Source organism: Roseomonas fluvialis, assembly GCF_022846615.1.
Lineage (GTDB): Bacteria > Pseudomonadota > Alphaproteobacteria > Acetobacterales > Acetobacteraceae > Neoroseomonas > Neoroseomonas fluvialis.
This window is the reverse complement of the sequence record NZ_AP025637.1, coordinates 4,831,115-4,855,070: the sequence shown is the minus strand read 5'-3', so window position 1 is coordinate 4,855,070 and position 23,956 is coordinate 4,831,115. Positions and strand designations below refer to the sequence as shown.

At 72.3% G+C, this 23,956-nt stretch carries 23 protein-coding genes; 13 read left to right on the top strand and 10 right to left on the bottom strand.

Annotated features, from left to right (window positions below; genetic code table 11):
• Position 1 precedes the first annotated feature (1 nt).
• Positions 2–850, bottom strand: a complete 849-nt coding sequence (locus MWM08_RS23250) for a dimethylarginine dimethylaminohydrolase family protein (protein ID WP_244408895.1) — start codon at positions 848–850, stop codon at positions 2–4.
• 111 nt (positions 851–961) lie between these two features.
• Between MWM08_RS23250 and MWM08_RS23245 the strand changes: the two genes are divergently transcribed.
• From MWM08_RS23245 to hflX, 3 genes are all read left to right on the top strand, one after another.
• Positions 962–1,720 (top strand): HpcH/HpaI aldolase family protein, encoded by a 759-nt coding sequence (locus MWM08_RS23245; RefSeq protein WP_244408894.1) that lies wholly within the window; start codon positions 962–964, stop codon positions 1,718–1,720.
• Between the two features lie 17 nt (positions 1,721–1,737).
• On the top strand, positions 1,738–2,193 hold the full coding sequence (locus MWM08_RS23240; protein WP_244408893.1) for an acyl-CoA thioesterase: 456 nt from the start codon (positions 1,738–1,740) through the stop codon (positions 2,191–2,193).
• Positions 2,194–2,344: 151 nt separating this feature from the next.
• Positions 2,345–3,697, top strand: coding sequence for a GTPase HflX (gene hflX, locus MWM08_RS23235; protein WP_244408892.1), 1,353 nt, complete (start codon positions 2,345–2,347; stop codon positions 3,695–3,697).
• A 34-nt stretch (positions 3,698–3,731) separates the two neighbouring features.
• On the opposite strand, the gene MWM08_RS23230 is transcribed toward hflX, so the two are convergent.
• Complete coding sequence (locus MWM08_RS23230; protein WP_244408891.1) at positions 3,732–8,411, bottom strand: NAD-glutamate dehydrogenase; 4,680 nt, start codon at positions 8,409–8,411, stop codon at positions 3,732–3,734.
• Between the two features lie 103 nt (positions 8,412–8,514).
• Between MWM08_RS23230 and MWM08_RS23225 the strand changes: the two genes are divergently transcribed.
• The 4 genes from MWM08_RS23225 to MWM08_RS23210 all read left to right on the top strand — a co-directional run bounded on the left by MWM08_RS23225 (position 8,515) and on the right by MWM08_RS23210 (position 11,727).
• Positions 8,515–9,720 carry a cupin domain-containing protein gene (locus MWM08_RS23225; RefSeq protein ID WP_244408890.1) on the top strand — a complete coding sequence of 402 codons (1,206 nt, stop codon included), beginning with the start codon at positions 8,515–8,517 and terminating at the stop codon, positions 9,718–9,720.
• Positions 9,717–10,139: an OmpA family protein gene (locus MWM08_RS23220; protein WP_244408889.1), complete on the top strand. Its 423-nt coding sequence runs from the start codon at positions 9,717–9,719 to the stop codon at positions 10,137–10,139. The genes MWM08_RS23225 and MWM08_RS23220 overlap by 4 nt, the downstream gene beginning before the upstream one ends.
• Positions 10,140–10,277: 138 nt before the next feature.
• Complete coding sequence (locus MWM08_RS23215; protein ID WP_244408888.1) at positions 10,278–11,063, top strand: DUF4394 domain-containing protein; 786 nt, start codon at positions 10,278–10,280, stop codon at positions 11,061–11,063.
• 178 nt (positions 11,064–11,241) lie between these two features.
• Positions 11,242–11,727: a DUF1203 domain-containing protein gene (locus tag MWM08_RS23210; protein WP_244408887.1), complete on the top strand. Its 486-nt coding sequence runs from the start codon at positions 11,242–11,244 to the stop codon at positions 11,725–11,727.
• A 22-nt stretch (positions 11,728–11,749) separates the two neighbouring features.
• On the opposite strand, the gene kce is transcribed toward MWM08_RS23210, so the two are convergent.
• Entirely contained in the window at positions 11,750–12,676 is a 927-nt protein-coding gene (kce, locus tag MWM08_RS23205) for a 3,5-dioxohexanoate:acetyl-CoA acetone transferase (protein WP_244408886.1), read from the bottom strand.
• Positions 12,677–12,830: 154 nt separating this feature from the next.
• On the opposite strand from kce, the gene MWM08_RS23200 reads away from it, so the two are divergent.
• Entirely contained in the window at positions 12,831–13,988 is a 1,158-nt protein-coding gene (locus tag MWM08_RS23200) for an MFS transporter (RefSeq protein ID WP_244408885.1), read from the top strand.
• 47 nt (positions 13,989–14,035) lie between these two features.
• Positions 14,036–14,842 carry a 3'-5' exonuclease gene (locus MWM08_RS23195; RefSeq protein WP_244408884.1) on the top strand — a complete coding sequence of 269 codons (807 nt, stop codon included), beginning with the start codon at positions 14,036–14,038 and terminating at the stop codon, positions 14,840–14,842.
• A gap of 147 nt (positions 14,843–14,989) precedes the next feature.
• Here MWM08_RS23195 and MWM08_RS23190 read toward each other — a convergent pair whose 3' ends face one another.
• From MWM08_RS23190 to MWM08_RS23175, 4 genes are all read right to left on the bottom strand, one after another.
• Positions 14,990–15,535 carry a hypothetical protein gene (locus MWM08_RS23190; protein ID WP_244408883.1) on the bottom strand — a complete coding sequence of 182 codons (546 nt, stop codon included), beginning with the start codon at positions 15,533–15,535 and terminating at the stop codon, positions 14,990–14,992.
• A 93-nt stretch (positions 15,536–15,628) separates the two neighbouring features.
• Positions 15,629–16,729 carry a S1C family serine protease gene (locus MWM08_RS23185; protein WP_244408882.1) on the bottom strand — a complete coding sequence of 367 codons (1,101 nt, stop codon included), beginning with the start codon at positions 16,727–16,729 and terminating at the stop codon, positions 15,629–15,631.
• 79 nt (positions 16,730–16,808) lie between these two features.
• A complete protein-coding gene (locus MWM08_RS23180; protein ID WP_244408881.1) occupies positions 16,809–17,213 on the bottom strand; it encodes a hypothetical protein in 405 nt (134 codons plus the stop codon).
• Complete coding sequence (locus MWM08_RS23175) at positions 17,210–17,608, bottom strand: hypothetical protein (RefSeq protein ID WP_244408880.1); 399 nt, start codon at positions 17,606–17,608, stop codon at positions 17,210–17,212. The genes MWM08_RS23180 and MWM08_RS23175 overlap by 4 nt, the downstream gene beginning before the upstream one ends.
• Positions 17,609–17,695: 87 nt before the next feature.
• On the opposite strand from MWM08_RS23175, the gene MWM08_RS23170 reads away from it, so the two are divergent.
• The 3 genes from MWM08_RS23170 (at position 17,696) to MWM08_RS23160 (ending at position 20,788) form a co-directional block, all read left to right on the top strand.
• Positions 17,696–20,098: a heavy metal translocating P-type ATPase gene (locus MWM08_RS23170; RefSeq protein ID WP_279323219.1), complete on the top strand. Its 2,403-nt coding sequence runs from the start codon at positions 17,696–17,698 to the stop codon at positions 20,096–20,098.
• Positions 20,095–20,478: a Cu(I)-responsive transcriptional regulator gene (cueR, locus tag MWM08_RS23165; RefSeq protein ID WP_244408879.1), complete on the top strand. Its 384-nt coding sequence runs from the start codon at positions 20,095–20,097 to the stop codon at positions 20,476–20,478. Before MWM08_RS23170 ends, cueR begins: the two co-directional genes overlap by 4 nt.
• Positions 20,479–20,572: 94 nt before the next feature.
• Positions 20,573–20,788: a heavy-metal-associated domain-containing protein gene (locus MWM08_RS23160; RefSeq protein WP_244408878.1), complete on the top strand. Its 216-nt coding sequence runs from the start codon at positions 20,573–20,575 to the stop codon at positions 20,786–20,788.
• 29 nt (positions 20,789–20,817) lie between these two features.
• Here the strand turns inward: MWM08_RS23160 and MWM08_RS23155 are convergent, their stop codons facing one another.
• Positions 20,818–21,570: an SDR family NAD(P)-dependent oxidoreductase gene (locus tag MWM08_RS23155; protein WP_244408877.1), complete on the bottom strand. Its 753-nt coding sequence runs from the start codon at positions 21,568–21,570 to the stop codon at positions 20,818–20,820.
• 92 nt (positions 21,571–21,662) lie between these two features.
• Here MWM08_RS23155 and MWM08_RS23150 point away from each other — a divergent pair, with 92 nt between their 5' ends.
• Complete coding sequence (locus tag MWM08_RS23150; RefSeq protein WP_244408876.1) at positions 21,663–22,700, top strand: amino acid ABC transporter substrate-binding protein; 1,038 nt, start codon at positions 21,663–21,665, stop codon at positions 22,698–22,700.
• A gap of 181 nt (positions 22,701–22,881) precedes the next feature.
• Here MWM08_RS23150 and MWM08_RS23145 read toward each other — a convergent pair whose 3' ends face one another.
• The gene (locus MWM08_RS23145; RefSeq protein WP_244408875.1) at positions 22,882–23,343 is read right to left on the bottom strand and encodes a cupin domain-containing protein; all 462 of its coding nucleotides are present in this window, start codon (positions 23,341–23,343) and stop codon (positions 22,882–22,884) included.
• Positions 23,343–23,942, bottom strand: coding sequence for a glutathione S-transferase family protein (locus MWM08_RS23140; protein ID WP_244408874.1), 600 nt, complete (start codon positions 23,940–23,942; stop codon positions 23,343–23,345). The genes MWM08_RS23145 and MWM08_RS23140 overlap by 1 nt, the downstream gene beginning before the upstream one ends.
• Positions 23,943–23,956 lie beyond the last annotated feature (14 nt).

Here is a 23,956-nt window from a genome sequence, read left to right as displayed (position 1 = left end):
ATCACTCCTCCCGCCGCAGCGGGCCGGTCAGGCAATGCGGGCCGCCGCCGCCCGCGGTGAACAGCGACAGGTCGGGGTCGAGCACGACCAGCCCCTCCGCGCGCAGGGCCGCATTCAGCGCGCCCGAACCACGCGCCGACACCACCCGCCCGCGCCCGAGTGCCAGGATGTTGCACCCGAGCGCCATCGCGTCGCGATACGGCACGTCGATGCAGCGGATGCCCTGCGCCGCAAGCCAGGCCACGAAGTGGGCGTCCAGCACGTCGAGGCACGCCACCGCGAGCCCCGGCGCGGCCATGCAAAACAACACGTCCAGGTGCAGGAAGTGTTCGTCGAACACCTCGATGCGCACCTCCCATCCCTCGGCGCGCAGCCAGGCGGCGAATTGCTCCGCCCCCGCCAGGTCGGTGCGCCCGCCCGACGCCCCCACCACTGCCACGCCAGGCTTCAGGATGTGGATGTCGCCGCCCTCCAGCGTGCCGGCCGACGACTTTCGCCAGAAGGCGCCGCCGTGGAAATCCATCACGCCGGCATACTCGCCGCGCCGCTGCGGCCGTTCCAACTGGCACAGCACCGCGCCCCAGGGTGTCACCACCGCTGAATCGCGCGTGTAGACCATGTAGGGGAGGTGCGGTTCCGGCGGCAGCACATGCACCCGTACACCGCCCTGGCGAAGCGCATCCACCAGTTCGCCATGCTGCGCCGCCAGCGCGAGCGCCGAGGGCTGCTGCGCCCCCGCCAGCGTGCGCCGCACGATGCTGTTGGTCGGAATCCAGCGGTAGTGAGCCGGCGGGCAGACCAGCACATCGGTCAGCACGCCGGTCTCGGAGGAGACGGTCCAGTCGGCCATGCCGCGCACCCTGCCGCGCGCAGGACTGACCGTCCAGCCGCGCGTTTGACGCGCCCCGGACCCCGTCCTAGCGTCCTGCCATAGCAGCCAAGCAAGAGAGGAAGCGGCGCCATGGCGAATGCGGTCAAGGAAGCGTGGAAGGCCGGCAAGGCGGTGGTGAACGGGTGGCTCGCCATCCCGAACGCCTTCTCCGCCGAGATGTACTCCAAGTGCGGCTGGGATTCCGTGACCGTCGACATGCAGCACGGCGTGCAGGACTACCTGTCCTGCGTGGCCTGCTTCCAGGGCATGCAGCCCTCGGGCGTGGTGCCGATGGTGCGCGTGCCGTGGAACGAGCCCGGCATCGTCGGCAAGGTGCTCGACGCAGGTGCGTACGGTGTCATCTGCCCCATGGTGAACACCGAGGAAGAAGCCCGCGCCCTGGTGCAGTACTGCAAGTACCCGCCGGCCGGCACACGCTCGAACGGCCCGATCCGCGCCGGCGCCTATGGCAGCAGCGGCGGCTACCAGAAGACCGCGAATGACGAGATCCTGGTCATCCCGATGATCGAGACCAAGACGGCGATCGAGAACATCGAGAAGATCCTCGATGTGCCCGGTATCGACGGCATCTATGTCGGCCCGTCCGACCTGTCCTTCTCCTACGGCCTCGAGCCCAAGCTGGATGTCGAGGACCCCTTCATCCTGGGCATCTACGACAAGCTGCTGGCCGAGACGTCCAAGCGCGGCATCGCCGCCGGCCTTCACAACGGGTCGCCCGCCTATGCCAACAAGATGATCAAGAAGGGCTTCAAGCTGGTCACCATCGCGAACGAGGTCGGGCTGATGTGCCAGGCCGCGACGGCGGCGGTGAAGGCCGCGCGCGGCTAAGACGGACCGGCGCGGGCATGACGCTTCCTGTCCGCGCCGACTTCCGCTTCTTCCTGGCCCACCGCGTCCGCTACGTCGAACTCGACACCCAGGGCATCGTCTTCAACGCGCATTACCTGACCTGGTATGACGAGGCGGTGTCCGACTACATCCGCGCCACCGGCTGGGATTACCAGGCGGAGGTGAAGGCGACCGGCGCGGATTTCCACGTCGTCCGTGGCCTGGTCGAATACAAGGTCGCGATCGGGCGGCGGGCGGAGATCGAGATCGGCGCCCGCACCCTTCGCGTGGGTCGCACCTCCATCACCTTCCAGCCCGGCGTGTTTCCGCGGGGCGAGGATGCGTTGCTCGCCACCGGGGAGATCGTCTGGGTGCTGACCGACCAGGCGACACGCCGGCCCGTGCCCATCCCGGATCGGCTGCGCGCCATGCTGGAAGCGTGGGAGGGGCGGGCGTTCACGGCGCCGGGGTAGAGCGAACGCGAGGGCGCGGCACCGCCGCCGATCACCGGGACCGCGCGCAGCGGGACGCGCGCAAGCCTCCGGCGCAGTCGGTCCTGCGCGCCCTTCGGGCGCAGTGCGTGCCAGTGCGCGCTTCGAGCGCATTCCGTGCTACTGCGCCGCCATGGAGACCAAACCGCCCATTCCCCGCGCCGTCCTCGTCGGCATCCAGACGCCGGAGGTCGATGACATCGCGCATGCCGCAAGCCTCGAGGAACTCGGGCGCCTGGTGAAGACGCTCGGCTACGAGGTGATCGGCACCGTGTCGCAGCGACGCGAGGGCACCGGCGCCGGATTGCTGCTGGGCAGCGGCAAGCTCGCCGAATTGGCCGCGCTCACCGGCGGCACCGGCGTGGTCGGGACCATGGCGCCACCGCCGCGATCCAAGGCACGGCAGCGCTTCGACGGCGCCGCGGACGCACCCGCCAAGGCAGAACCGGACGCGGACGCCGCCCCCAAGCCCGATTTCGTGATCGTCGACCACGAGCTCTCGCCCAGCCAGATCCGCAACCTCGAACGCGCGACCGGCGCCGAGGTGCTCGACCGCACCGGCGTGATCGTCGAGATCTTCCACCGCCACGCCAATACGCGCGAGGCGAAGCTGCAGGTCGAGATGGCGCGCCTCAAATACGTGGCCCCCCGGCTGCGCGAATCGACCGGTGGCGGCGGACGGCAGCAGGGGCCTGGCGCAGGCGAGACCACCCTAGATCTCGACCGCCGCAAGATTCGCGACCGCATCTCCGAATTGAAGGACCAGCTCGAGGCGGTGCAGCGCGACAGCGACAACCGCCGCAGCGGCCGGCGCGACCAGCTGCGCGTCGCACTGGTCGGCTACACGAATGCGGGCAAGTCGTCGCTGATGCGGGCGCTGACCGGCAGCCAGGTGCTGGTGGAGGACAAGCTGTTCGCCACGCTCGACACCACCGTGCGCATCCTGCAGCCGGAGACGCGGCCGCGCGTGCTGATCTCGGATACCGTGGGCTTCATCAAGCAGCTGCCGCACGATCTGGTCGCGTCGTTCCGCTCGACGCTCGCGGAGGCGCTGGAAGCCTCGTTGCTGCTGTTCGTGGTGGATGCGTCCGACCCGACCTACGAGGCACAACTCGAGGTCAGCCGCAGCGTGCTGCGGGAGATCGGTGCCGATGCCGTGCCCTCGCGCCTGGTGCTCAACAAGATGGACCGGGTGGATGCCGCCGGGCGCGCCGCGCTGGCCGAGAAGCACCCGGACGCAATCATGCTCTCCGCCCATGCGCCCGGCGATGTGAGCGCGCTGCGCGACACCATCATCGCCTTCTTCGAGGCGGCGATGGTCGAGGACGTCCTGGTGCTGCCCTACGCGAAGCAGGGTCTTCTCGGCGAGGTCTATGACAGCGCGCGGGTGCTGTCGGAGGCCTATGACGAGACCGGCCGCGTGCTGACGGTCCGTGGCCTGCCTGGCGCCATCACGCGCCTGCGCCGGAGCCTGGCCGCGCCCTGAACCTCGGGCGTGGCGCCATCCACCTGCGCGCCGGCTACCCCAGCATCGCCACCGCCCGCACGGCGACCGTGACCGCCGCCAGGTCCCGCGCGCCGGCGGCGTCGCGGACCAGGGCGGCGACAGTGTCGCTGCGCGCGTCGTCCGGCGTCTCGCCGCGCAGCAACCGGGCGGCGAGGCGGGCCTGTGCGGCGCCGGCCTCCTCGGCCAGGGCAGCGCGCGCGCGCGGACCGAAGGGGCCTGGCGCGGGTGCGGCGGCGATGGCCGCGCGCAGGGCGTCCAGTGCGAAGCGCGATTCGATGCTGCCCCAGGCGGTGGCGGCGGCGGCGGCGTCCACGCCGGCATTCCCGGCCAGGCGCACCACCGCCGGTGCCGCGGCCAGGCGCGGCGCGGCGGCGGCGAGCAGCCCGGCCTCGGGCGGCAGCCCGGCCGCCGGCACGGCGTGCGCCGCCGCGGCCGTTGCCAGTGCCGCGATGCCCGGCCGCAGTGCCGCCAATGCGTCCTCCAGCGGTTGCGCGGGTGCGGCCAGAAGGTCCTGCGCGGCCGCCTCCTGCAGGCGCCGCAAGGCAAGCAGGGCAGCGAGCCGCGTCTCGGCCGGTGCCTCCGCCGCGTCGATCGCGTCGCAGGCGGCTTCCAGCCCGAAGGCCTCGGCCGCCAGCAGTGCGGCGCGGCAGGCCGCGACCGGGTCGGCCGCCATGGTCAGCCGCGCCAGCGCCGCGCAGCCCAGCCGGTTCGCCACTGCATTCGCCACAATGGTCGCGACCAGGTCGCGCCGCAGCCGGTGGCGTTCCGCGAAGCGCGCATAGCCCGCCTGCAGGGGCTTCGGGAAATAGGCCATCAGCGCGGGCAGCAGCGCCGGTTCGTCCGGCAGCGTGGACTCCGCCAGCGCGTCGGTCAGCCAGAGCTTCGCGAAGGGCAGGAGTGCCGAGATCTCCGGCCGCGTCAGCGCATCCCCGGCACCGATGCGCCGCGCCATGCCCGCCGCATCGGGCAGCCCCGCCACGGCGCGGTCGAGCAGGCCGGCGGCTTCCAGTTTCTCCATCAGCGTCGCCTGGGCGGGCAGGTCCTCTGGCCCGGCCATGGCCTCCAGCGTGACGGCGATGGATTGCTGGGCGTTGTCGCGCAGCACCAGGGCGGCGACCTCGTCGGTCATGTCGCGCAGCAATTCGTCGCGGTTGCGGCGGGTGAGCACGCCATCGGCCTCGGCATCCGCGAGCAGGATCTTGATGTTCACCTCGTGGTCGGAGGTGGACACGCCGGCCGAATTGTCGAGCGCATCGGTGTTGATGCGGATGCCGAGGCGCGCCGCCTCGATGCGGCCCGCCTGTGTCACGCCGAGATTGGCACCCTCGCCGACGATGCGCGCGCGGATCTGCCCGCCGTCGATACGGATCGCGTCGTTGGCGCGGTCGCCGGCCTCGGCCTGCGTCTCGGTGGCGGCCTTCACGTAGGTGCCGATGCCTCCGAAATAGAGCAGGTCGGCCTCCATCCGCAGGATCGCCTGCATGATGGCGGCGGGTTCGGCGCGATCGGCGGCGATGCCGAGCATGGCCTGCGCCTGTGGGCTCAGCGGCAGCGACTTGGCGTTGCGCGGGAACACGCCACCGCCCTCGCTGATGAGGCGCGCCTCGTAATCCGCCCAGGACGACCGCGGCAGGCGGAACAGTCGCTCGCGCTCGACATAGGACGCCTCGGGATCGGGCGCGGGGTCGAGGAAGATGTGCCGGTGGTCGAAGGCCGCGCGCAGGCGTGTATGGCGGCTCACCAGCAGGCCATTGCCGAACACGTCGCCCGACATGTCGCCCACGCCCACCATGTCGAAGGGCGCATCCTGCACCGACCGCCCCAGCACCTCCTGGAAATGCCGGTCGATCATCACCCAGGCACCGCGCGCCGTGATGCCCATGCCCTTGTGATCGTAGCCGGCCGACCCACCCGAGGCGAAGGCGTCGCCCAGCCAGAAACCGTATTCGGCCGACAGCCCGTTGGCGATGTCGCTGAAGGTCGCGGTGCCCTTGTCGGCGGCGGCGACGATGTAGGGGTCGTCGCCATCGCGCCGCACGATGCCCCGCGGCGTGACGACGTCCGTGCCCTGGTAGTTGTCCGCCAGGTCGAGCATGGAGCGCACCAGCGTGCGGTAGCAGGCGATGCCTTCCGCCTGGAACGCCTCGCGGTCGGTCATGGGCGGCGGGTGCTTCAGCACGAAGCCGCCCTTCGCGCCGGTCGGCACGATGATCACGTTCTTCAGCCGCTGTGCCTTCATCAGCCCCAGGATCTCGGTCCGGAAATCCTCGCGCCGGTCGGACCAGCGGATGCCGCCGCGCGCGACCGGGCCGGCGCGCAGGTGGCAGCCCTCCATGCGCGGCGAATGCACGAAGATCTCGCGCCAGGGACGCGGCGCGGGCATCTCGCCGGCCAGCGCGCTGTCCAGCTTGAAGGCCAGGTAGTCCTTGTCCTGGAAGAAGTTGGTCCGCAGCATGGCATCGAGCGTGACGCGCAGGCGCGTCAGGATACGGTCCTCATCGGGGTTCTCGATTGCCTCGAGCAGCATGTCCCAGGCGGCTTCGGCTTTCGTGGAGTCGCGGTCGGGCGCGGCGGGGTCGAAGCGGCGGCGGAAGATCTCGACCAGCAGCCGCGCGGCCTCGGCATGCGCCGCCAGTGCAGCCTCGACCGATGCCTGCGCGAAGGGAAAGCCGACCTGCTTGGCCCAGCGGAACATCGCCCGCAGCAGCCAGCATTCCCGCCAGTCCAGCCCGGCGCGCAGCACCAGGCGATTGAAGCCGTCGGCCTCCGCCGCGCCATCCAGCAAGGCGCCCAGCGCGCCGAGGATTTCGTCGAAGCGGTCCTCCGGGCAGTCGGCGCCGGCCTCCAGCCGATAGACATGCAGCACCACCGCCGGCCCGTCGGCCGGCGCCAGGTGGTAGGGGTGTTCCTCGATGGCCCGCAGGTCGAGGCTCTCGAACAGCGGCAGCGCATCGGCCAGCGCCAGCGGCGTGGCGGGATTGGCGAGGCGCAGCGTCAGGGTCCGCGGTCCCGCCCCGGGGGCGCGCTGCAGGTCGGCGCGCGGGCGCCCCGCCGCGATCGCGCGTTCCGCCAGCAGGATGTCGGCCACGCCCTGGGCCGCGGTCGTGCCCTCGCGATAGGCCCCGGGGAAGGCCTCGCGCCAGCGGCCCAGCACCGACGCCGCAGCCGCCTCGCCGCGCGTGGCGGCGAGCGCCTCCGCCAGGCGTTCGCCGAAGCCGCGCGCCGCCTGCGCAATGGCCGATTCCAGCGTGGGAACATCAACTGCCGGCACCGCGCCGGGCTTGGTTGCCACGATGTAGTGCACGCGCGCCAGCGGCGCATCGCCGAGCGCGATGTAGTAGGCCGACAGCCGCCCGTCGAAGGCGCGCGCCACCGTCGCGCCCACCCGTTCGCGCAGGCGCGTGTCGAAGGTGTCGCGCGGCAGCCAGGCGATCGCGGAGACGAAGCGCTCGAACGGGTCGTGGCGCACCACGAGTGCCGCGCGCGGACGGATGGTCAGGTCCAGCGCGCGGCGCGCCCCCGCCAGGATCGCGTCCTCCGGCGCCTGGAACAATTCGTCGCGCGGCCAGGTGTCCAGGATGTTGCGCAGCGCGCGCCCGTCATGGCTGTCCGGTTCGACGCCCGCCATCTCGAGGATACGGTCGCATTTGCGCCGCAGCAGCGGGATCGACCGCGGGTTGCGGTTGTAGGCCGCCGCGGCGAACAGGCCGAGGAACAGCCGCCCGCCGACCACCTGGCCGGCGGCGTCGAAGATGCGCGTCGCCACCACGTCGGCATGTTGCGGGCGATGCACCGTGGCGCGCATGTTCGCCTTGGCCACCGTGACGGGCGTGGCGTTGGACAGCGCGCCGCGCACCGCCTGCGGGATGGCCGACAGGTCGCGCAGCGCGTCGAAGACCGGCAGCGCGGGGTCTGTCAGCAGGCCAAGGTTTTCCTCCGCCACCACGCTGATCGTGCCATCCGCCGCCAGCGCGAACCGGCGATGCCCCAGCAGGACGAAGTTCTCCTCGACCAGCCAGCGCAGGAAGGCTGCGGCTTCCTCGGCGTCCGGGCCGCCGGGCGCCACGACCTCGGCCTCGGCGCCGCGCAGCAGGGTCAGCATGGCCGGGAAGCCCTGGGTGGCGGCGCGCACATCGGCCATGGCGCGGGTCAGCGCGGCCTCCAGCGCCTCCAGGCCCTCGGCACCGCGCGGCGGGGTGCCCGACAGCACCGGCCCGGCGGCACCGAGTGTCACGCGCATCATGCTTTCGCGCTGCGGAGAGGCGCCGTCCAGCGCCAGCAGGCGGCCCGACGCGTCGCGCCGCACGCGGAGGATCGGGTGCAGCAGGGACGCCACCGCGCGCCCGTGCAGCGCCAGCGCGGCGAGCACCGAATCGACCAGGAAGGGCATGTCGTCGGTGACGATCTCGGCCACCGCGCGCGGGCCGGTGCCTGGCCCGGGCGCCAGCACGCGGACCTTGGCGGTGCCTGGCCTGCGGTCCTGGGCGAAGGCGAACAGGCTGGCGGCGGCCGCGGCCAGGGCTTCGGGCGGTTCGGCGGCCAGCTCGGCGGTGGGCACACCGGCGTGCAGGTCCCGCAGCAGGCGCGCGGCATCGGGCGGCAGGGCCGGGGCCAGGCGCGCCAGGGCCTCCTCGGCCGCCCGGATCACCTCGGCGCGGGTCGTATCCGCCGGGCCGGGCATGTCGTTCGCCATGGGTTCCTCCGTTTCGCCGCACCGCCGAGCCTGCGCCCCGCCGCCCCGCCGCGTCCAGACTTGACGCTGACGCACCCCGGCCCGCCACGCTAGGATGCGTCCCATGAAGATGACGTTGCAGGACCTGCTCGCACCGGTCACGCCCGAACGGTTCCTCGCCGAGCACTACGACCGTGCGCCGCTGCACATCCAGGGCAGGCCGGACAAGTTCGCCGGCGTGCTCGACTGGGCGGGCATCAACCGGCTGCTCGACATGACGCATGTCTGGACCGAGACCAGCCTGAAGCTGGTGCTCGACAGTGCGCCGGTGCCGCCCGCGGCCTACAGCGTCAAGGCGGTCTCGCGCGATGGTGCGCAGGTGCTGCAGCCTGTCGCCGCCAAGGTGCAGGACTGGGTGCGCCGCGGCGCCTCGGTCGTGATGAACGACGTGGACAGCCTCACGCCGGGGCTGGCCGCCGTGTCGGACGCGCTGGAAGGCGCGGGCTTCGGCAAGGCGCAGGCCAACGTCTACATCTCGTTCCAGTCGCACAAGGCGTTCCATTCGCACTACGACACCCACGACGTCTGGGCCGTGCAGGTCGAAGGCGAGAAGACCTGGAACATCTGGGAAGGCCGCGCCGAATGGCCGATCCCGCACCCCGCATTCCGTGGCCAGAAGCAGGACCACCACGACCAGGCGAAGGGCGCGCTGCGCGGCCAGGTGCACCTGAAGAAGGGCGACATCCTGTACCTGCCGCGCGGCTGGTACCACGACGCCCTGGCCGAGGCGCCGAACTCCGTCCATGTGGCGTATGGCGTGCACGCGCCGCTGGGCATGGATGTGCTGAACGTGCTGGTGGAACGCGCGCTGTATGACGCCGAGTTCCGCAAGCCGCTGCCCCGCCAGGATGGCAGCGCCGCGTCGCGCGAGGCGCTGGCGATGCGCAGCGCGCTGCTGGGCGACCGGCTTGCGGCGCTGGCGCGCGATCCGAAGGTGCAGGAGGTGGTGGCCAGCTTCGTGCGCGACTATCGCTTCCAGCGCGGCGGCTACGACCTGCTCGCGGCGCGCGCGGACGCACCGGCCGACGCCGCGCCCGCCGGCCCAGCCTTCCGCGTCGTGGCGGAGGCGAAGCCGGTCAGGCGCGGCAACGAATTCGGGCTGCGCACGCCGTCGGGCATCGTCGCGCTGACCCTGCCAGAGGTGGAGGCCGCCGCCTGGATTGTCACCCGCCCCGCGGTGACGGAGGCGGAACTGCGCGGCGCGCATCCCGGCTGCGACGCGGGGGCGCTGATCGCGCGGCTGCGCCAGGCCGGCGTGCTCGCGGCATGATCCGCCTGGTCCTCGCCTTCGTGCTGCTGGCCGGCCCGGCCGCCGCGCAGATCCGCCCCTTCAACTGCGTTGGCGCCGAACGCATCGAGGATGACGTCTTCTCCGTGCCCTTCGCCCGCGGCAATGCGCGGGTGAGTGATGCGGCGCGCACGCCGCTCGCGGCGGTCGAGGAACTCATGCGCGCCAATCCCGACCGCGTTGCCTGCCTGCTGGGCCATGCCGGGCAGGAGGGCGGCGCCACCACATCGATCCGCCTGGCGGCCGAGCGCGCACGCGCGGTTGCCCAGGCGCTGTCGACCCGCGGCATCGAGCGCGACCGCCTGCGCGCCGAGGCCCGCAGCGCGCAGTTCAGCCCGCGCGTGCGCGCGGCCGAACCGCCGTCGCGCACCGTGACCATCGTGGTGCTGCCTGCCCCCTGACGTCAGCGCGTGTGTCCCGCGCCCTTCCGGGTGGCGCGCGATTTCGTGATCGCACAACTGCATCCATCCGCGGCGGGGCTCCGTAAGGCGGTCAGCGGGGCCGATGGCGGCCTCGTTCCAACCCACGGAGAGACCGCCATGACGACTCCCCTTCGCCTGACGCTCGCCGCCTTCGGCATGGTCGCGGCCGCTGCGCCGCTCCAGGCCGCCACGCTGCTGGGCCTGACGGCCGACAATGCGCTGGTGCGCATCGACAGCGAGACGCGTCGCGCGTCCGCTCCCGTCCGCATCACCGGCGCCGATGGCCGCGTGATGGGCATCGACCAGCGCCCGCAGGATGGCCGCATCTATGGCGTGACCGAGCGCGGGCAGATCGTGACGATCGACCCGGCGAATGGCCGCGCCACCCAGGTCAGCCGCCTCAACACCGAATTCCAGCCCGGCGGCCGCGCCGTGGTGGACTTCAACCCGGTCGCCAACCGCCTGCGCGTGATGGGCATGAACGGCATCAATCTGCGCGTGAATGTCGAGACCGGCGAGGCGGTGCGCGACGGGCAGCTGAAGTTCGCCGCCGGCACGCCCTTCGCCGAACAGGCGCCGCGCGTCACCGCCGGCGCTTACACCAACAGCATGGCGGGTGCGACCGCGACGGCGCTCTACACCATCGACACGCTGACCCGCACCTTCAACCTGCAGGCGCCGCCGAATGACGGTGTGCAGCAGCCGCGCGGCGAAGTGGCGGCCATGCTGCCGCCGGGTGTCGCCTTCGACATCCTGCCGGGCGAGGGCGGTGCCAACATGGGCTTCCTGCTGGCCGGCGGGACGCTGCACAGCGTGAACCTCGAGACCGGCGCGGCAAGCGCGACCGGTGCGGTGACGGGGATGCCCGCCGCTGAGGTGATCGACATCGCCGCCATGCGGTGACCCTCGCGCGCCCCCGGCGGGCGTGAATTCCCTCCGCGGCTTGTTGCCCCCTGCCGCGGCGCCCGCCCGGGGGAAAGCGCCTGGCCCGCGCCCGCATCGGAGACGATGCGGGCGCGGTGCCGTGTATGGGCGCAACGGGCGGAAGGCGCCGGGCCGCGCGCTGCGCCAGGATCGCGCCATGAGCACACGCTTCCGCTGCATCCCGATGGATGCCCCATCCGCCGCCCGCTTCCGCACCACGCTTCGCGACGATCGCGGCGGGGCGGTGCATGTCCGCCCCGTCGACGGGCCGGGCTTTCCCTGCCGCGCCTGCCTGCGGTTGGGCCGGCCTGGTGAGACGATGCTTCTGGCATCGTGGGACCTGCCGCTGCCGCAGGGGCCCTACTGGACGCCCTCGCCGGTGTTTCTGCACGCGCAGGACTGCGGCGGCGCGCCGGTCGAGGATGGGCTGCCCGAGACGGTGGTGGTGAACAGCATCGTCAGCCTGCGCCATTACGATGCGGAGGGGATGTGCCTGTACGACCTTGGTGTGGTGGTGCCGGGCCAGGAGGCGGAGGCGGCGCTGCGCGCGCGGATCGATGACCCGCGCGTGGCCTATGTGAACATCCACACGGCGCGGCCGGGGTGTTGGCTCACGCGGGTGGAGCGCATCACCGTGGCCTGACCGGCGCCGCCAAGCCGGCGCCTCAGAAGCCGACCAGGTCGCCACCCTTCAGCTTCAGCATCGCCCGCGCTTCCGCAGGCGTCGCGACCTCCATCGACAGGTCTTCCAGGATGCGGCGGATCTTCGACACCTGCTCGGCATTCGACGTTGCCGCCTTGCCCTTGCCGATCCACAGGCTGTCCTCGAGCCCGACGCGGACGTTGCCGCCCATCATCGCCGCCATGGTCACGAAGGGCATCTGGTGGCGCCCGGCTGCCAGCACCGACCAGACATAGGCATCGCCGAACAGCCTGTCCGCGGTCTCCTTCATGAACATCAGGTTGCGATGTTCCGCGCCGATGCCGCCCAGGATGCCGAAGATGGTCTGCGTGAACAGCGGCGGCTCGACCACCTTGCGGTCGAGCATGTGCGCGAGGTTGTACAGGTGCCCCACATCGTAGCATTCGAATTCGAAGCGCGTGCCGTGGCCCTTGCCGAGCCGTTCCACCACCTGCTCGATATCCTGGAAGGTGTTGCGGAAGATGTAGTTGGTGGTGCCCTCCAGGTAGGGCTTCTCCCAGTCGTGCTTGAAGGCCTTCACCCGCGCGGCCGACGGCGCGATGTTGAAGTTCATCGAGCCCATGTTGAGGCTGCACATCTCCGGCTTCGCCAGCAGCGGCGCGGCCAGGCGTTCATCCAGCGACATCCCGAGCCCGCCGCCGGTCGTGATGTTGATGACCGCGTCGGTGGATTGCTTGATCACCGGCAGGAACTGCATGAACACCGCAGGGTCGGGCGTCGGGCGGCCGTCGATCGGGTCGCGCGCGTGCAGGTGGATGATCGAGGCGCCGGCCTCGGCGGCCGCGATCGACTGCTCGGCGATCTGCTGTGGCGTGATCGGCAGGTGTTCCGACATGGACGGCGTGTGGATCGCACCCGTGACGGCACAGGTGATGATGACCTTGGACATGCTGCTTCCTCCGGGTTCGCGCATGATCCTGCCCCGCGCGGCCGCGCGCCGGAACCCCCCGCGTCGCCGCGCTGACGCGGCGCCCGGTGTGTCGCCGCGCTGACGCGGCGCCCGACGCGTTGACGCGCCACCCGCACCGCCTGATCCTGCCCGCGTGCCCCAGACCCCCGGCGTCAGTGCGATTGGTGGAGCCGTCCTCGCCGTCGGCGGCGCGGTCTTCGCCATCGGCTTCTCGACCACGCTGGCGATGCCGCTGTTCACCACCTACGCGGCGCGTGATGGCGGTGGCGCCTCGGGCCTGGCCGCGGCCTTCATTGCCTATGCCGCCACGCTGATCGTCACCGCGCCGCTGTTGGGCGGGCTGTCCGACCGGATCGGGCGCAAGCCCTGCGTGCTGGCCGCGCTGCTGCTGGCGGGCCTGTCCACACTGGCGCTGGTGGTGGCACCGGGGCTGGTGGCGCTCGGTGTCGCGCGCATGCTGCAGGGGCTCGCGATCGGCCTGGTGGCCGGCGGCGCCACGGCCTGGGCGGCCGAGCTCGCCGGCGGGCCCGAGGCCGGGCGCCAGGCCGCGCGCGTCACCGCCTTCGCCACCGCCGGGTCCTACGGCGCGGGTGCGCTGTTCACGCTGTTCGCGCTGTGGCTGCTGGGCGATTCCGAACCGCCCGTGACGTTCTGGCTGCACATCGCCGGCTGCGCGCTGCTCGCCATCGTGGTGCTGCGCCTGCCGGACCGCCGCCCGCACGAACGCGTCGCCTGGCTGCGCGTGCCGGCCTTCCCGCGCGGTACGGTGGCGGGGTCGTTCGGGATGTTCGCGGCTTGGGGCGTCACGGGCGTGACCATCACGTCGGTGCCGAGCGCGCTGGCCGCGGCGGGGTATCCGCGCCTTGGGCCGATCGCGGTCTGCTTCATGATCCTGGCCGGGACGGCGGTACAGCAGGCGATCGGGCGGCTGCCGGCGCGCCGTTCGTCGCTGATCGGCCTGCCCGTGCTGGTGGCGGGGGCGGGGCTGGTGGTGGTCGGCACGCTTACCGCCTTCCTGCCGCTGTTGCTGGCGGGCGGCGCGCTGGTCGGCAGCGCAGCCTATGGCTTCCTGTTCGTGGGGGCGCTGGCGGGCGCGAGCGAGGCAGCCTCGGGCGAGGATCGGGCGCGCGCCGCTGCCGGCGTGTTCCTGATCGCGCATCTGGGCTTCTGCGTGCCGCCGCTGCTCACGGGCCTGGCGGTGGATGCCTTCGGTCCGGCGGTGGCGCTGGGGGGATTCTGGGGGCTGCTCGCGCTGTTCTGCGGTCTGCTCGCGCTGCGCCTGCGGCGGTAGCGGGGGCGGGCCCGTCGCGGGCATGATCCACCCGACAGGAGCCCCGCATGGATCGCGTCGTCGTCTTCGACATCGAGACCGTCCCCGACCTCGTTGCCGGCCGCGCGCTGATGGGCGCGGAGGCCGATGGCCTGCCCGATGCCCTGCTGCGCGAACGCCTCGGCGCCCGCTATGCGCGCGATGGCCAGGATCCTGCCACGGCCTTCCTGAAGCCGCCGCTGCACGCGGTGGCGTGCCTGGCGCTGCTGGTCGCGGACCGCGAGGGCCATGACGAACCCTGGCGCGTGCGCCGCCTGGCCGCCCGCCACACCGGCGATACGGCCGAGGCCGAGATCCTGGCGCTGTTCGAACGCACCGTCGCGGCGCGCCCCGCGCCCATCCTCGCGGGCTTCAACACGTCTGGCTTCGACCTGCCGGTGCTGCGCTACCGCGCCATCGCCACCGGGGTCGCGATGCCGGCGCTGAACGGCGCGAACGGGCGCAACTACGGCTATCGCTACGGCGCGGACCACATCGACCTGGCCGACCGGTTGTCGGGCTTCCGCGCATCACCCATGCCGTCGCTCGCCGAGGCCGCCGCGCTGGTCGGGCTGACCGCCAAGGCGGGCATGCACGGCGCCGATGTGGAACCCGCCATGGCCGCGGGCCGCGGCGACGAGGTCGCGATCTATTGCGAGACGGATGTCTGTGCCACCTGGCTGGTGCTGCTGCGCTTCTGGCAGGCGTTGGGCGCGATCGGTCCCGATGCCGCGCGCGGGTCCTTCCGCGCCTTCGCCGAGTTCCTCGAGGAACACCGCGCCGAGCCGGACTTCGCCCAGCATGCGGAGGTGGCGGCAGCGTTGGCGGTGGGCTGACCTGGCCGCGCACCGCTGCCTCGTCGAATCGACCGGCCCGTGCCTAGAGCAGATCCCGATCAGATGGAATCATCTGATCGGGTGCAGATGCTCGCGAAAACAGAGGTCTAGAGAGGTTGCAGTGAGCCAAGGCGAACGGAAACGGCTCTAGGTGCCCCAGGTCGGGACCGTCGTCTCGATCGTCTTGTCCATGTTGATGATGAAGTCGGTGCTGCACTGGCACGCTTCGCGGGCCATCTCGACCGCCTCCTCGTGCGACATCAGACCGCTCGAGACGATGGACTCGATGTCGGCCCAGGTCGGGTAGTCGAAGGTGAAGTACACCGGCGTGTCGGCGCCCTGCGCGCCATAGGTCTCGAGCAGCGCCTGCAGCTTGGCGGTGCAGTTCGCGTGCCCCTGCGCCGATCCGCAGGGCTGGCGCTCGGTGTACAGCCACACGATCCGCGCACCGAGGTCGAATTCCGCCTTGAGCGCTCGCGCACCCACCATCTCGGAATGCGCGCTCGGCACGTCTTTGGTGCCGGGCGGTTCGCTGACGAAGGTGAATTCGTGGTTGAGCTGCGTGCGCGGCGACCACATCATGATGGTGCAGATGTTCTTGCCGCCCACGGGGCGCACCCGCCGCGCCGCCTGTCGGTAGGATACCGCGTAGGACGCGGCTTCGCTGGTGTAGGCAACCTTCCTGACGTTCAAGGTCCTGCTCCGTGGTCGTCAGGCGCGGACGATATCGCAGGCCCGCGCGCGCAGGCCACGGGAAACCGCACGGCTGCCGCGGTGCTCCGGCGGCTATCGCTCGCAGCGGATGAACACGGTCGACGCATGCGCCTGTTCGCCCACATCCACCGCCGGACGCTCGCCGCTCGGGCTTTCGCGCAGCACGGGGGTGACGTTATTGCGGCGCAGGAAGTCCACCGCCTCGGTCCCCTTCACCGCGAAGTTCACGTTCTGCGGGATGTCGCCGGTACGCTGCGCCACGCGCGCGGCGTTCAGCTTGGACACGATCACACCGATCACATGGCCTTGACGGTCGAGCAGCGGTCCGCCGGAATTGCCCTGCTGTACCGGCGCGCTGATCTGGAACTGCGTCGGATTGTCGTTCAGCCCGGCCAGCGCACTGACCTCCCCGGTGGTCAGGGTCGGGCCGGAGGAAAGCAGGCCGGCCAGCGGAAACCCATAGGTCACGACACTCTCCCCGCGGCGCACCGGGTTGGCGCGGAAGGCGAGCACTGGCCCCGGGCTGCCGGCCACGCGCACCAGCGCGAGGTCCCGGCGCGCATCCGCGGCGGGCACCTGCCCCGGCATGGTGCGGCCATCGGCGGTGCGCACCAGGATGCGCGAGCAGCCCTCGATGACGTGATGGTTCGTGAGCACCTGCTCCGGGCCGACCACGAAGCCGGTACCGGTCGATGCCCGCGCATTGGGGTTGGGCCGCGGTCCGGGCATGGCGCCAGGCGCGGTGCCCGGGCCGGCCGCGACGCCGCCGGGCAGCGGTGCCGGCTTGCCATCGGGCGCGGGCGCGCCGGGCGGGGCGCGCTGCGCCACCGGCGGCGGGGCGGCGGCGGGGGCCAGCGCCATCGCGACATTCCGGTCGGCGCAGATATCCGCGTTGCGGCGGACCACCTCCTGGCCGCTTTCCAGCACCATCCGTAGGTCGAACCGGCAGCCGGCGGCCTCGGAGGGCCGCAGCGCAAAGAAGGCGCCGGGCGCCAGCGGCCCGCGGTTCAGCAGGTTGCTGCCCCAGTCCGGGCGCCCGCTGCGCACGGCGTGCAGGGCTGTCGCGGGGGCCGGGGTGCGGTTGTAGACGCGGAAGGTCTCGGTCTGCCCAAGCGCCGGAGTCGCGGCCAGGGCGGGCAGCAGCAGCAGGCCTAGGATCAGGGGACGCGTCATGCGCCTCATCATGTCGGTGGCGTGTGCAGGCGAGTCAATCGCGCCGGCGGCCGGTCGGGCCCGGGCGCACCGCCGGCCGTCACGGCTGCGGCGTGGGCGCGGGGCTGGCCGGTGGCGCTTCCGTCACGGCCGGCGCCGCCGGGGCAGGCTGCGGCGCCAGGTCGACAGACCGCGTCGCGCAGACATCGGCGTCGCGGCGCTGGACCTCGGTGCCATCCACCAGGGCCAGGCGGATGTCGAAGCGGCAGCCCGCGCCCTCGCCCAGGCGGACCGACAGGAACTGCCCCGGTGCCAGCACGTTGCGGCCGAGCAGGTTGCCGCTCCAGGCGGTATGTCCGCTGCGCACGACATACAGCGCGGTGGCCGACTGCGCAGTGCGGTTGAAGAAGCGCACCGGTTCGTTCTGCGCCTGCGCCGGCGCCATGGGCAGCAGCAGGATCCCCCCGAGCGCGGCGGCGCGCAGCAGCGCGGCCGGGGCGGTCACGGCCGTGCTCCCGGCACGGCAGGCGGCCGGGCCGTGGCCGCGGGCGTATCGGCGGTGGGGGGCGGGGCATCGGGGGCCATGGTGATCACCCGTTCGGCGCAGACATCGACATCGTTGCGCAGCGCCTCGCGCCCGTCGCGCAGGACCAGCCGCACGTCGAAGCGGCAGCCGCCGCCATCGCCCGGCTGCACCGACATGAAAGCGCCAGGCCGCAGGGTCAGCACCCCCAGCAGGTTCCCACCCCAGGACGAGGTGCCGGTCGGCGCAAGGTAGAGGCCGGTCGCGGACACCGGGGCGGCGTTCACGACGCGGATCGGCTGGGTCTGCGCCAATAGCGGCGCGTACGGCATCAACATCGGAACCAGGGCCAGGGCCAGGACGGGTGGCACGTTCATGTGACCTCCATGTCGCGATCCCGGGAGGGGCTGTCAATCGCCGCGGCTTGACCTTCCCATCATGGGAAGCGCCACTTGCCACCCGACATGCCCGAAGCGCCCGCCCCCGACCTGTCGCCCGCCATGCCGCGCCCGGCCCTGGCTCTGCCGGTCGAGGGCATGACCTGCGCCGCCTGCGCGGGACGGGTCCGGCGCGCCCTGCTCAAGGTGCCCGGCGTCACGGCGGCCGAGGTGAACCCCGTCACCGGCCGCGCCGCCGTCATGGGCCAGGCGGACCTTGGCACCCTGGCCAACGCGGTGGCCGGGGCGGGCTACCGCGTGCCGGAGGCGATCCTCGACCTCGCGGTGGGCGGCATGACCTGCGCGTCCTGCGTCGCGCGGGTGGAACGGGCGCTGGCACGGGTGCCGGGGGTGCTGTCGGTCCAGGTGAACCTCGCGACCGCACAGGCGCATCTGCGCGCCGTGGCCGGCACCACCGAGGCGGCGCTGGGCGCGGCACTCGTCGCCGCCGGCTACCGGCTGGTGCAGGCTGACCGGGCCGGTGGCGAGGACGCGGCCGCGGCGCGTGAAGCCCGCGACCTGTTGGCCGCGGCGCTGTTGAGCGCCCCGTTCCTGCTGGGCATGGCCGGCATGGCGCTGGGGCAGGATTGGATGCCCGGCGGCTGGGTGCAGGCGGGGCTCGCGACCCCGGTGGTGTTCTGGCTGGGCGCGCGCTTCTGGCGCGCCGGCTTCGCCGCGCTGCGGGCGGGCAGCGGCAACATGGACCAGCTGGTCGCGATCGGCACCGGCGCCGCTTGGGGCCTGTCCATGTTCCTGCTGCTGCGCCACGGCGGCGGCCACGCCCATGCGCTGTATTTCGAAGCGGCGGCGGTGGTGGTGTTCTTCGTGCTGCTGGGCCGTTGGCTCGAAACCCGCGCCAGGCGCGCCACGGGGGCGGCGATCGCGGCGCTGCTCGGCCTCGCGCCGCGCACCGCACGCCGCATCGACGGCGGCACCGAGCACGAGGTCCCCGCCGCCGCGCTGGCGGTGCACGACCTTGTCGTGGTGCGCCCGGGCGAACGCATCCCGGCCGATGGCGTGGTCCGCGAGGGAAGCTGCGGCATCGACGAGAGCGCCCTGACCGGCGAAAGCCGCACGGTCGAGAAGGACCCCGGCGCGCAGGTCTCGACCGGCACCATCGTGCTGGATGGCCGGCTGGTGATCGAGGTCCGCGCCATCGGCGAGGAGACGATGCTCGCGCGCGTCGCGGCGCTGGTGGCGGCCGCGCAGGCCTCTCGTGCGCCGGTGCAGAAGCTGGTGGACCGGGTCAGCGCCGTCTTCGTGCCGGTGGTGATGGGCATCGCCGCGCTGACGCTGGCGGGCTGGCTGGCGGCCGGCGCAGGGCTGGAACAGGCGGTGATCACCGCCGTCTCGGTGCTGGTGATCGCCTGCCCCTGCGCGCTCGGCCTCGCCACGCCGGCGGCGATCATGGCCGGGACCGGCGCCGCGGCGCGCGCCGGCATCCTGGTGCGCGACATGGAGGCGATCGAGCGCGCGCAGGCCATCACGCTGGTCGCCTTCGACAAGACCGGCACGCTGACCGAAGGGCGGCCGCGGCTTGTGGCGCTGCATCCGGCGGCAGGGGTGGCGCCGGCGCAAGCGCTGCGCCTGGCCGCGGCGCTGCAGGCCGGCAGTGAGCATCCGCTGGCCCGCGCGGTCGCTGCCGCGGCCGCCGAAGCCGCCGCGCCGCCGCCGGTCGAGGATTTCCGCGCGCTGCCCGGCCGCGGGGTGGAGGGCGTGGTCGAGGGGCGGCGGCTGGCCCTGGGCAGCCCGCGCCTGCTGGCGGAACGCGGCGCGGTCGCTGCCGGCCTTGGTGCCCCCGCTGCGGCCGAGGCCGCCGCCGGGCGCAGCCTGGCCTGGCTGATCGAGGGCGACGCGGCGCTGGCGCTGCTGGCCTTCGAGGACGCGCCGAAGCCCGGCGCGGCAGGCGCCATCGCCGCGCTGCACGCCGCCGGCCTGCGCACCGCCATGCTGAGTGGCGACCTGCGCGCGGCGGCGCAGGGCGTCGCCACGCGCCTGGGCATCGACGACCTGGCGGCCGAGGTGCTGCCCGCCGACAAGGCCGCGCGCATCGCCGCCTGGCAGGCGCAAGGCCAGCGCGTGGCGATGGTGGGCGATGGCGTGAACGACGCCCCGGCGCTGGCGCAGGCGGATCTCGGCATTGCGATGGGCACCGGCACGGATGTCGCGATCGCGGCGGCCGGCATCACGCTGCTGCGCGGCGACCCGGCCCTGGTGCCCGCGGCCATCGAGGTGGCGCGGCGAACGCAGGGCAAGATCCGCCAGAACCTGGCCTGGGCCTTTGGCTACAACATCATCGGGCTGCCCTTGGCCGCGGCGGGCCTGCTTTCGCCCGTGGTGGCGGGGGCGGCTATGGCGCTGTCCTCGGTCAGCGTCATGGCGAGCGCGCTGTGGCTGGCGCGCTGGCGCCCGCGGGAGGATGCACGGTGAATATCGGCGAAGCGGCCGCCGCCTGCGGCGTCTCGGCCAAGATGATCCGGCACTACGAGGCGATCGGCCTGGTCAGCGCCGCGCGCAGCGCCAACGGCTACCGCGTCTACGTCGAGCGCGACGTGGCCGTGCTGCGCTTCATCCGCCATGCGCGCGACCTCGGCTTCCCGCTCGAGGATGTGCGCCGGCTGCTGGCGCTGTGGCATGATCGCGCCCGCGCCAGCGCCGAGGTGAAGAAACTTGCGCTGGCGCATGTCGCGGCACTCGAGGAAAAGGCACGATCACTCGACGCCATGGCGGCAAGTCTGCGCCACCTCGCTGAGCACTGCCATGGCGATGCCCGGCCCGACTGCCCGATCCTGGACGACCTCGCACGCTAGCGCCGCCGCGCTTTGCCATTCACGTTCACAAACATCTCGACCCGACCCGATGATGTCATCCGATCGGGATCCGCCCGCCCAAGGAATGACCGCCATGGAAAAGACGTCGCCCCCCACCATCACGCTGAAGGTCGAGGGTATGTCCTGCAGCCACTGCGCGCAGGCCGTGACCGCCGCGATCGAGGCGAAGGACCCGGCCGCGAAGGTGGTGATCGACGTCGCCGCCGGCACGGTGCAGGCCAGCACCATCCTGCCGCGCCACGTGGTGTCGATGGCGGTCGAGGAGGAAGGCTACGAGGTGAAGGCGTAGGGCCTGCCTGACGGCACCTGCGCCGCTCGTCAGTTGCTGCCGCCATCCACCACGAAGTGCTGCGCCGTGACCATCGCGCTGTCGTCGGCCGCCAGCCACAGCACCATGCGCGCAATATCGTCGGGCAGCAGTGCGCCCTTCAGGCACTGGTTGGCCTGGCTGCGCGCCTCGGCCTCCGGCGTCAGCCACAGCGCCTTCTGCCGTTCGGTATGCACCCAGCCGGGCACCACTTCGTTCACCCGGATCCGGTCGGGGCCGAGGTCGCGCGCCAGGCCGCGCGTGAGCCCGCGCACCGCCGCCTTCGCCGCGGTATAGGCCGGCATGCCGCCGGCGCGGTTCATCCAGGAGATCGAACCGAGGTTGATGATCGACCCGCCACCGGCGCGGCGCATCATCGGCACCACCGCCTGGGCGCAGAAGAAGTGGTGGCGAAGGTTGGTCGCCATGCGTTCGTCCCAGTAGTCGGGCTCCACCGTCTCCAGCGCGTGCCGGTCGTCACGGGCGGCGTTGTTCACCAGCACGGTGATGTCGCCGACCCGTGTCGCGGCTTCCGCCACCGCGGCGCGCAGTTCATCGATGTCGCGCAGGTCGCAGGCGATGAAGACCGCACCGCTGGCGCCCGCCACCTCCGCGCCATGGGCGGCGTCGAAGTCCAGGAACGCCACGCGCGCGCCCTGCTGCGCAAAGCGCGCGACCATCTGCGCACCGATGCCCGAGGCACCGCCCGTCACCAGCACACCGCGCCCCTTGAGGCTCGGATAGATTGCAAAACCGTCATACATGGGCGCGTCCCTCCCGCGTCGTCCGAGATTGACACCTGTGTGAGCGCACGGCGACCATCCCCGACGGGAGACATCAACAGGAGAGTTTCACCATGTTCCAGCGAGGCCTTGCGGCCGCGTTCATCCTTGCCTGCGCCACCGTCACGGGCGCCGCCATGGCGCAATCCAACATCCCGAGCCCGACGCTCGACGCCATCCGCGCACGCGGCGCGCTGAACTGCGGGGTGGGCACCGGCGTTGCCGGCTTCGCGCTGCCCGACAGCCGCGGCGTGTGGCAGGGCCTCGATGCCGACCTGTGCCGCGGCCTGGCGGCGGCCATCTTCAACGACCCGACGAAGGTGCGCTTCATCCCGCTGTCCTCCTCCACGCGCTTCACCGCGCTGGGATCGGGCGAGGTGGACATCCTGTTCCGCACCAGCACCCAGACCATGCTGCGCGACACCACGCTCGGCCTGCGCCACGTCACCACCTATTTCTATGACGGGCACGGCTTCATCGTGCGCGCCAATGCCGGCGTCACGCGCGTGCGCGACATGGCGGGCGCCACCATCTGCCTGATCCAGGGCACCACCAACGAACAGGTCACGGCGGACTATTTCCGGTCGGTCAACGTGCCGTTCCAGCCGGTGGTCTTCGAACGCACGGACCAGGCGGCCGCGGCGCTGTCCGCCGGGCGCTGCGACAGCTTCGGCACCGATGCCTCCCAGCTCGCAGCCGTACGGTCGACCATGCCGCGCCCGGCCGACTGGACCGTGCTGCCCGAGCGCTTCAGCAAGGAACCCTACGGCGCCTATATCCGCCGCGGCGACGACAACTGGCACGACATCGTGCGCTGGTTCACCACCGCCATCATCGAGGCGGAGGAACAGGGCGTGACCGCGGCGAATGCCGAGGAGCAGCGCCGCACCAGCACCAATCCGAATACGCGCCGGCTGCTGGGCGTCACGCCTGAGCTTGGCCAGTCGCTGAAGCTCGATCCGGCCTGGGCCTACAACGCGATCCGCGCCATCGGGAACTACGGCGAGCTGTACGAACGCACCATGGGCGAGGCGACGCCGGTGGCGCTGCCGCGCGGGCCGAACCGCCTGCACACCAATGGGGGGCTGCTCTACGCGCTGCCGATGCGCTGAGTCTTGCGGCCGCGCAGTGCGGCCGCATTTTCCGCCCTCAGGCGCCGGGCGTGCTCATCTGCGCGCTTGGCTTGCGCGCCGGGCACTGGACCGCCCGGCGTGGCTGATGGTCTGGGCGCGGTCGCGCTGTGCGCTCCCGGATCGCGTGCCGCGATCCGTTTTCCTGTCTTTCGCAGCGGGGTCAGCCCTGCCGGCCGCGCGGCACCGGACGCCAGTCGGGCGGTGCCAGCTCGAATCCCGCGAAGTCGAAGGCGGGGCTGACGGTGCACCCCACCAGCGTCCAGCGCCCGAGCGAAACCGCCGACTGCCACCACCCCTTCGGCACCATCGCGAACAGCCGCTGATGCGCCGACAGGTCCGGGCCCAGATGCATCGCCTGCGCGTCATGCCCATCGGCCGACATCGACAGCGCGAGCGGCCCGCCGGCATGCCAGTGCCAGCCCTCGGCCGCATCCACGCGGTGCCAGTGGCTGAATTCATCCGCTGCCAGCAGGAACAGGATGGCGGTGCCCGCGCCGCGCGACCCGTCGGCCGGCGCGTCGCGCCAGGTCTCGCGGTAATGCCCGCCCTCCGGGTGCGGGCGCAGGTCGAGCGCGGCGATGACCTGCGCGGCCGTGACCGCCGGGTCGCGCAGGTCGATCATCAGGCCGCCGGCACGGTGCGCGACAGCGGCGGCAGCGTCGAGACCTCGGCGAACCAGGCGGCCAGCTTCGGGTGCGCCGCGCGCCACGGCTCGGCGGCGAAACGGAAATCGAGATAGCCGAGCGCGCACCCCACCGTGATGGCACCGATATCGGCCAGGCCGGCGGGCGGGTTCGCTTCCAGCACGTCCAGCGCGCGCTCCACCGCCGCCTTCTGCCGCGCGTCGAAGGCCTTTCGTCCCTCATCCTGCGGGTGCGGCATGTTCAACCGCCGCGCCACCGCTGCATCCAGGATGCCATCGGCCGCGGCGTGCATGATCTGCGCGCGCAGCCGGGCCGCGCTGCCGGTCGGCGGAAACAGTGCGGGTGCGTCGCCGATCGTATCCAGGTATTCGCAGATCACCGGGCTGTCGTAGATCGCGGTGCCGTCGTCGGCGACCAGCGCGGGCACCTTGGAGAGCGGGTTGCTGGCGAGCAGGTCGGCCGGCGAGACATGCGGGTTGGTGCCGACCGTCTCGATCCGGTGGTCGATGCCGCGCGCGATGGCGCAGGCCATCACCTTGCGGACATAGGGGCTGGCGGGGGAATGGTGCAGCTTCATCGTGGAATCGTCCG

What these genes read in the sequence shown, in the direction of transcription:
- MWM08_RS23250 (WP_244408895.1), bottom strand. Translation starts at nt 850, where the DNA reads ATGGCCGACTGGACCGTCTCCTCCGAGACCGGCGTGCTGACCGATGTG.
- MWM08_RS23245 (WP_244408894.1), top strand. Translation starts at nt 962, where the DNA reads ATGGCGAATGCGGTCAAGGAAGCGTGGAAGGCCGGCAAGGCGGTGGTG.
- MWM08_RS23240 (WP_244408893.1), top strand. Translation starts at nt 1,738, where the DNA reads ATGACGCTTCCTGTCCGCGCCGACTTCCGCTTCTTCCTGGCCCACCGC.
- hflX (WP_244408892.1), top strand. Translation starts at nt 2,345, where the DNA reads ATGGAGACCAAACCGCCCATTCCCCGCGCCGTCCTCGTCGGCATCCAG.
- MWM08_RS23230 (WP_244408891.1), bottom strand. Translation starts at nt 8,411, where the DNA reads ATGGCGAACGACATGCCCGGCCCGGCGGATACGACCCGCGCCGAGGTG.
- MWM08_RS23225 (WP_244408890.1), top strand. Translation starts at nt 8,515, where the DNA reads ATGAAGATGACGTTGCAGGACCTGCTCGCACCGGTCACGCCCGAACGG.
- MWM08_RS23220 (WP_244408889.1), top strand. Translation starts at nt 9,717, where the DNA reads ATGATCCGCCTGGTCCTCGCCTTCGTGCTGCTGGCCGGCCCGGCCGCC.
- MWM08_RS23215 (WP_244408888.1), top strand. Translation starts at nt 10,278, where the DNA reads ATGACGACTCCCCTTCGCCTGACGCTCGCCGCCTTCGGCATGGTCGCG.
- MWM08_RS23210 (WP_244408887.1), top strand. Translation starts at nt 11,242, where the DNA reads ATGAGCACACGCTTCCGCTGCATCCCGATGGATGCCCCATCCGCCGCC.
- kce (WP_244408886.1), bottom strand. Translation starts at nt 12,676, where the DNA reads ATGTCCAAGGTCATCATCACCTGTGCCGTCACGGGTGCGATCCACACG.
- MWM08_RS23195 (WP_244408884.1), top strand. Translation starts at nt 14,036, where the DNA reads ATGGATCGCGTCGTCGTCTTCGACATCGAGACCGTCCCCGACCTCGTT.
- MWM08_RS23185 (WP_244408882.1), bottom strand. Translation starts at nt 16,729, where the DNA reads ATGACGCGTCCCCTGATCCTAGGCCTGCTGCTGCTGCCCGCCCTGGCC.
- MWM08_RS23175 (WP_244408880.1), bottom strand. Translation starts at nt 17,608, where the DNA reads ATGAACGTGCCACCCGTCCTGGCCCTGGCCCTGGTTCCGATGTTGATG.
- MWM08_RS23170 (WP_279323219.1), top strand. Translation starts at nt 17,696, where the DNA reads ATGCCCGAAGCGCCCGCCCCCGACCTGTCGCCCGCCATGCCGCGCCCG.
- MWM08_RS23160 (WP_244408878.1), top strand. Translation starts at nt 20,573, where the DNA reads ATGGAAAAGACGTCGCCCCCCACCATCACGCTGAAGGTCGAGGGTATG.
- MWM08_RS23155 (WP_244408877.1), bottom strand. Translation starts at nt 21,570, where the DNA reads ATGTATGACGGTTTTGCAATCTATCCGAGCCTCAAGGGGCGCGGTGTG.
- MWM08_RS23150 (WP_244408876.1), top strand. Translation starts at nt 21,663, where the DNA reads ATGTTCCAGCGAGGCCTTGCGGCCGCGTTCATCCTTGCCTGCGCCACC.
- MWM08_RS23145 (WP_244408875.1), bottom strand. Translation starts at nt 23,343, where the DNA reads ATGATCGACCTGCGCGACCCGGCGGTCACGGCCGCGCAGGTCATCGCC.
- MWM08_RS23140 (WP_244408874.1), bottom strand. Translation starts at nt 23,942, where the DNA reads ATGAAGCTGCACCATTCCCCCGCCAGCCCCTATGTCCGCAAGGTGATG.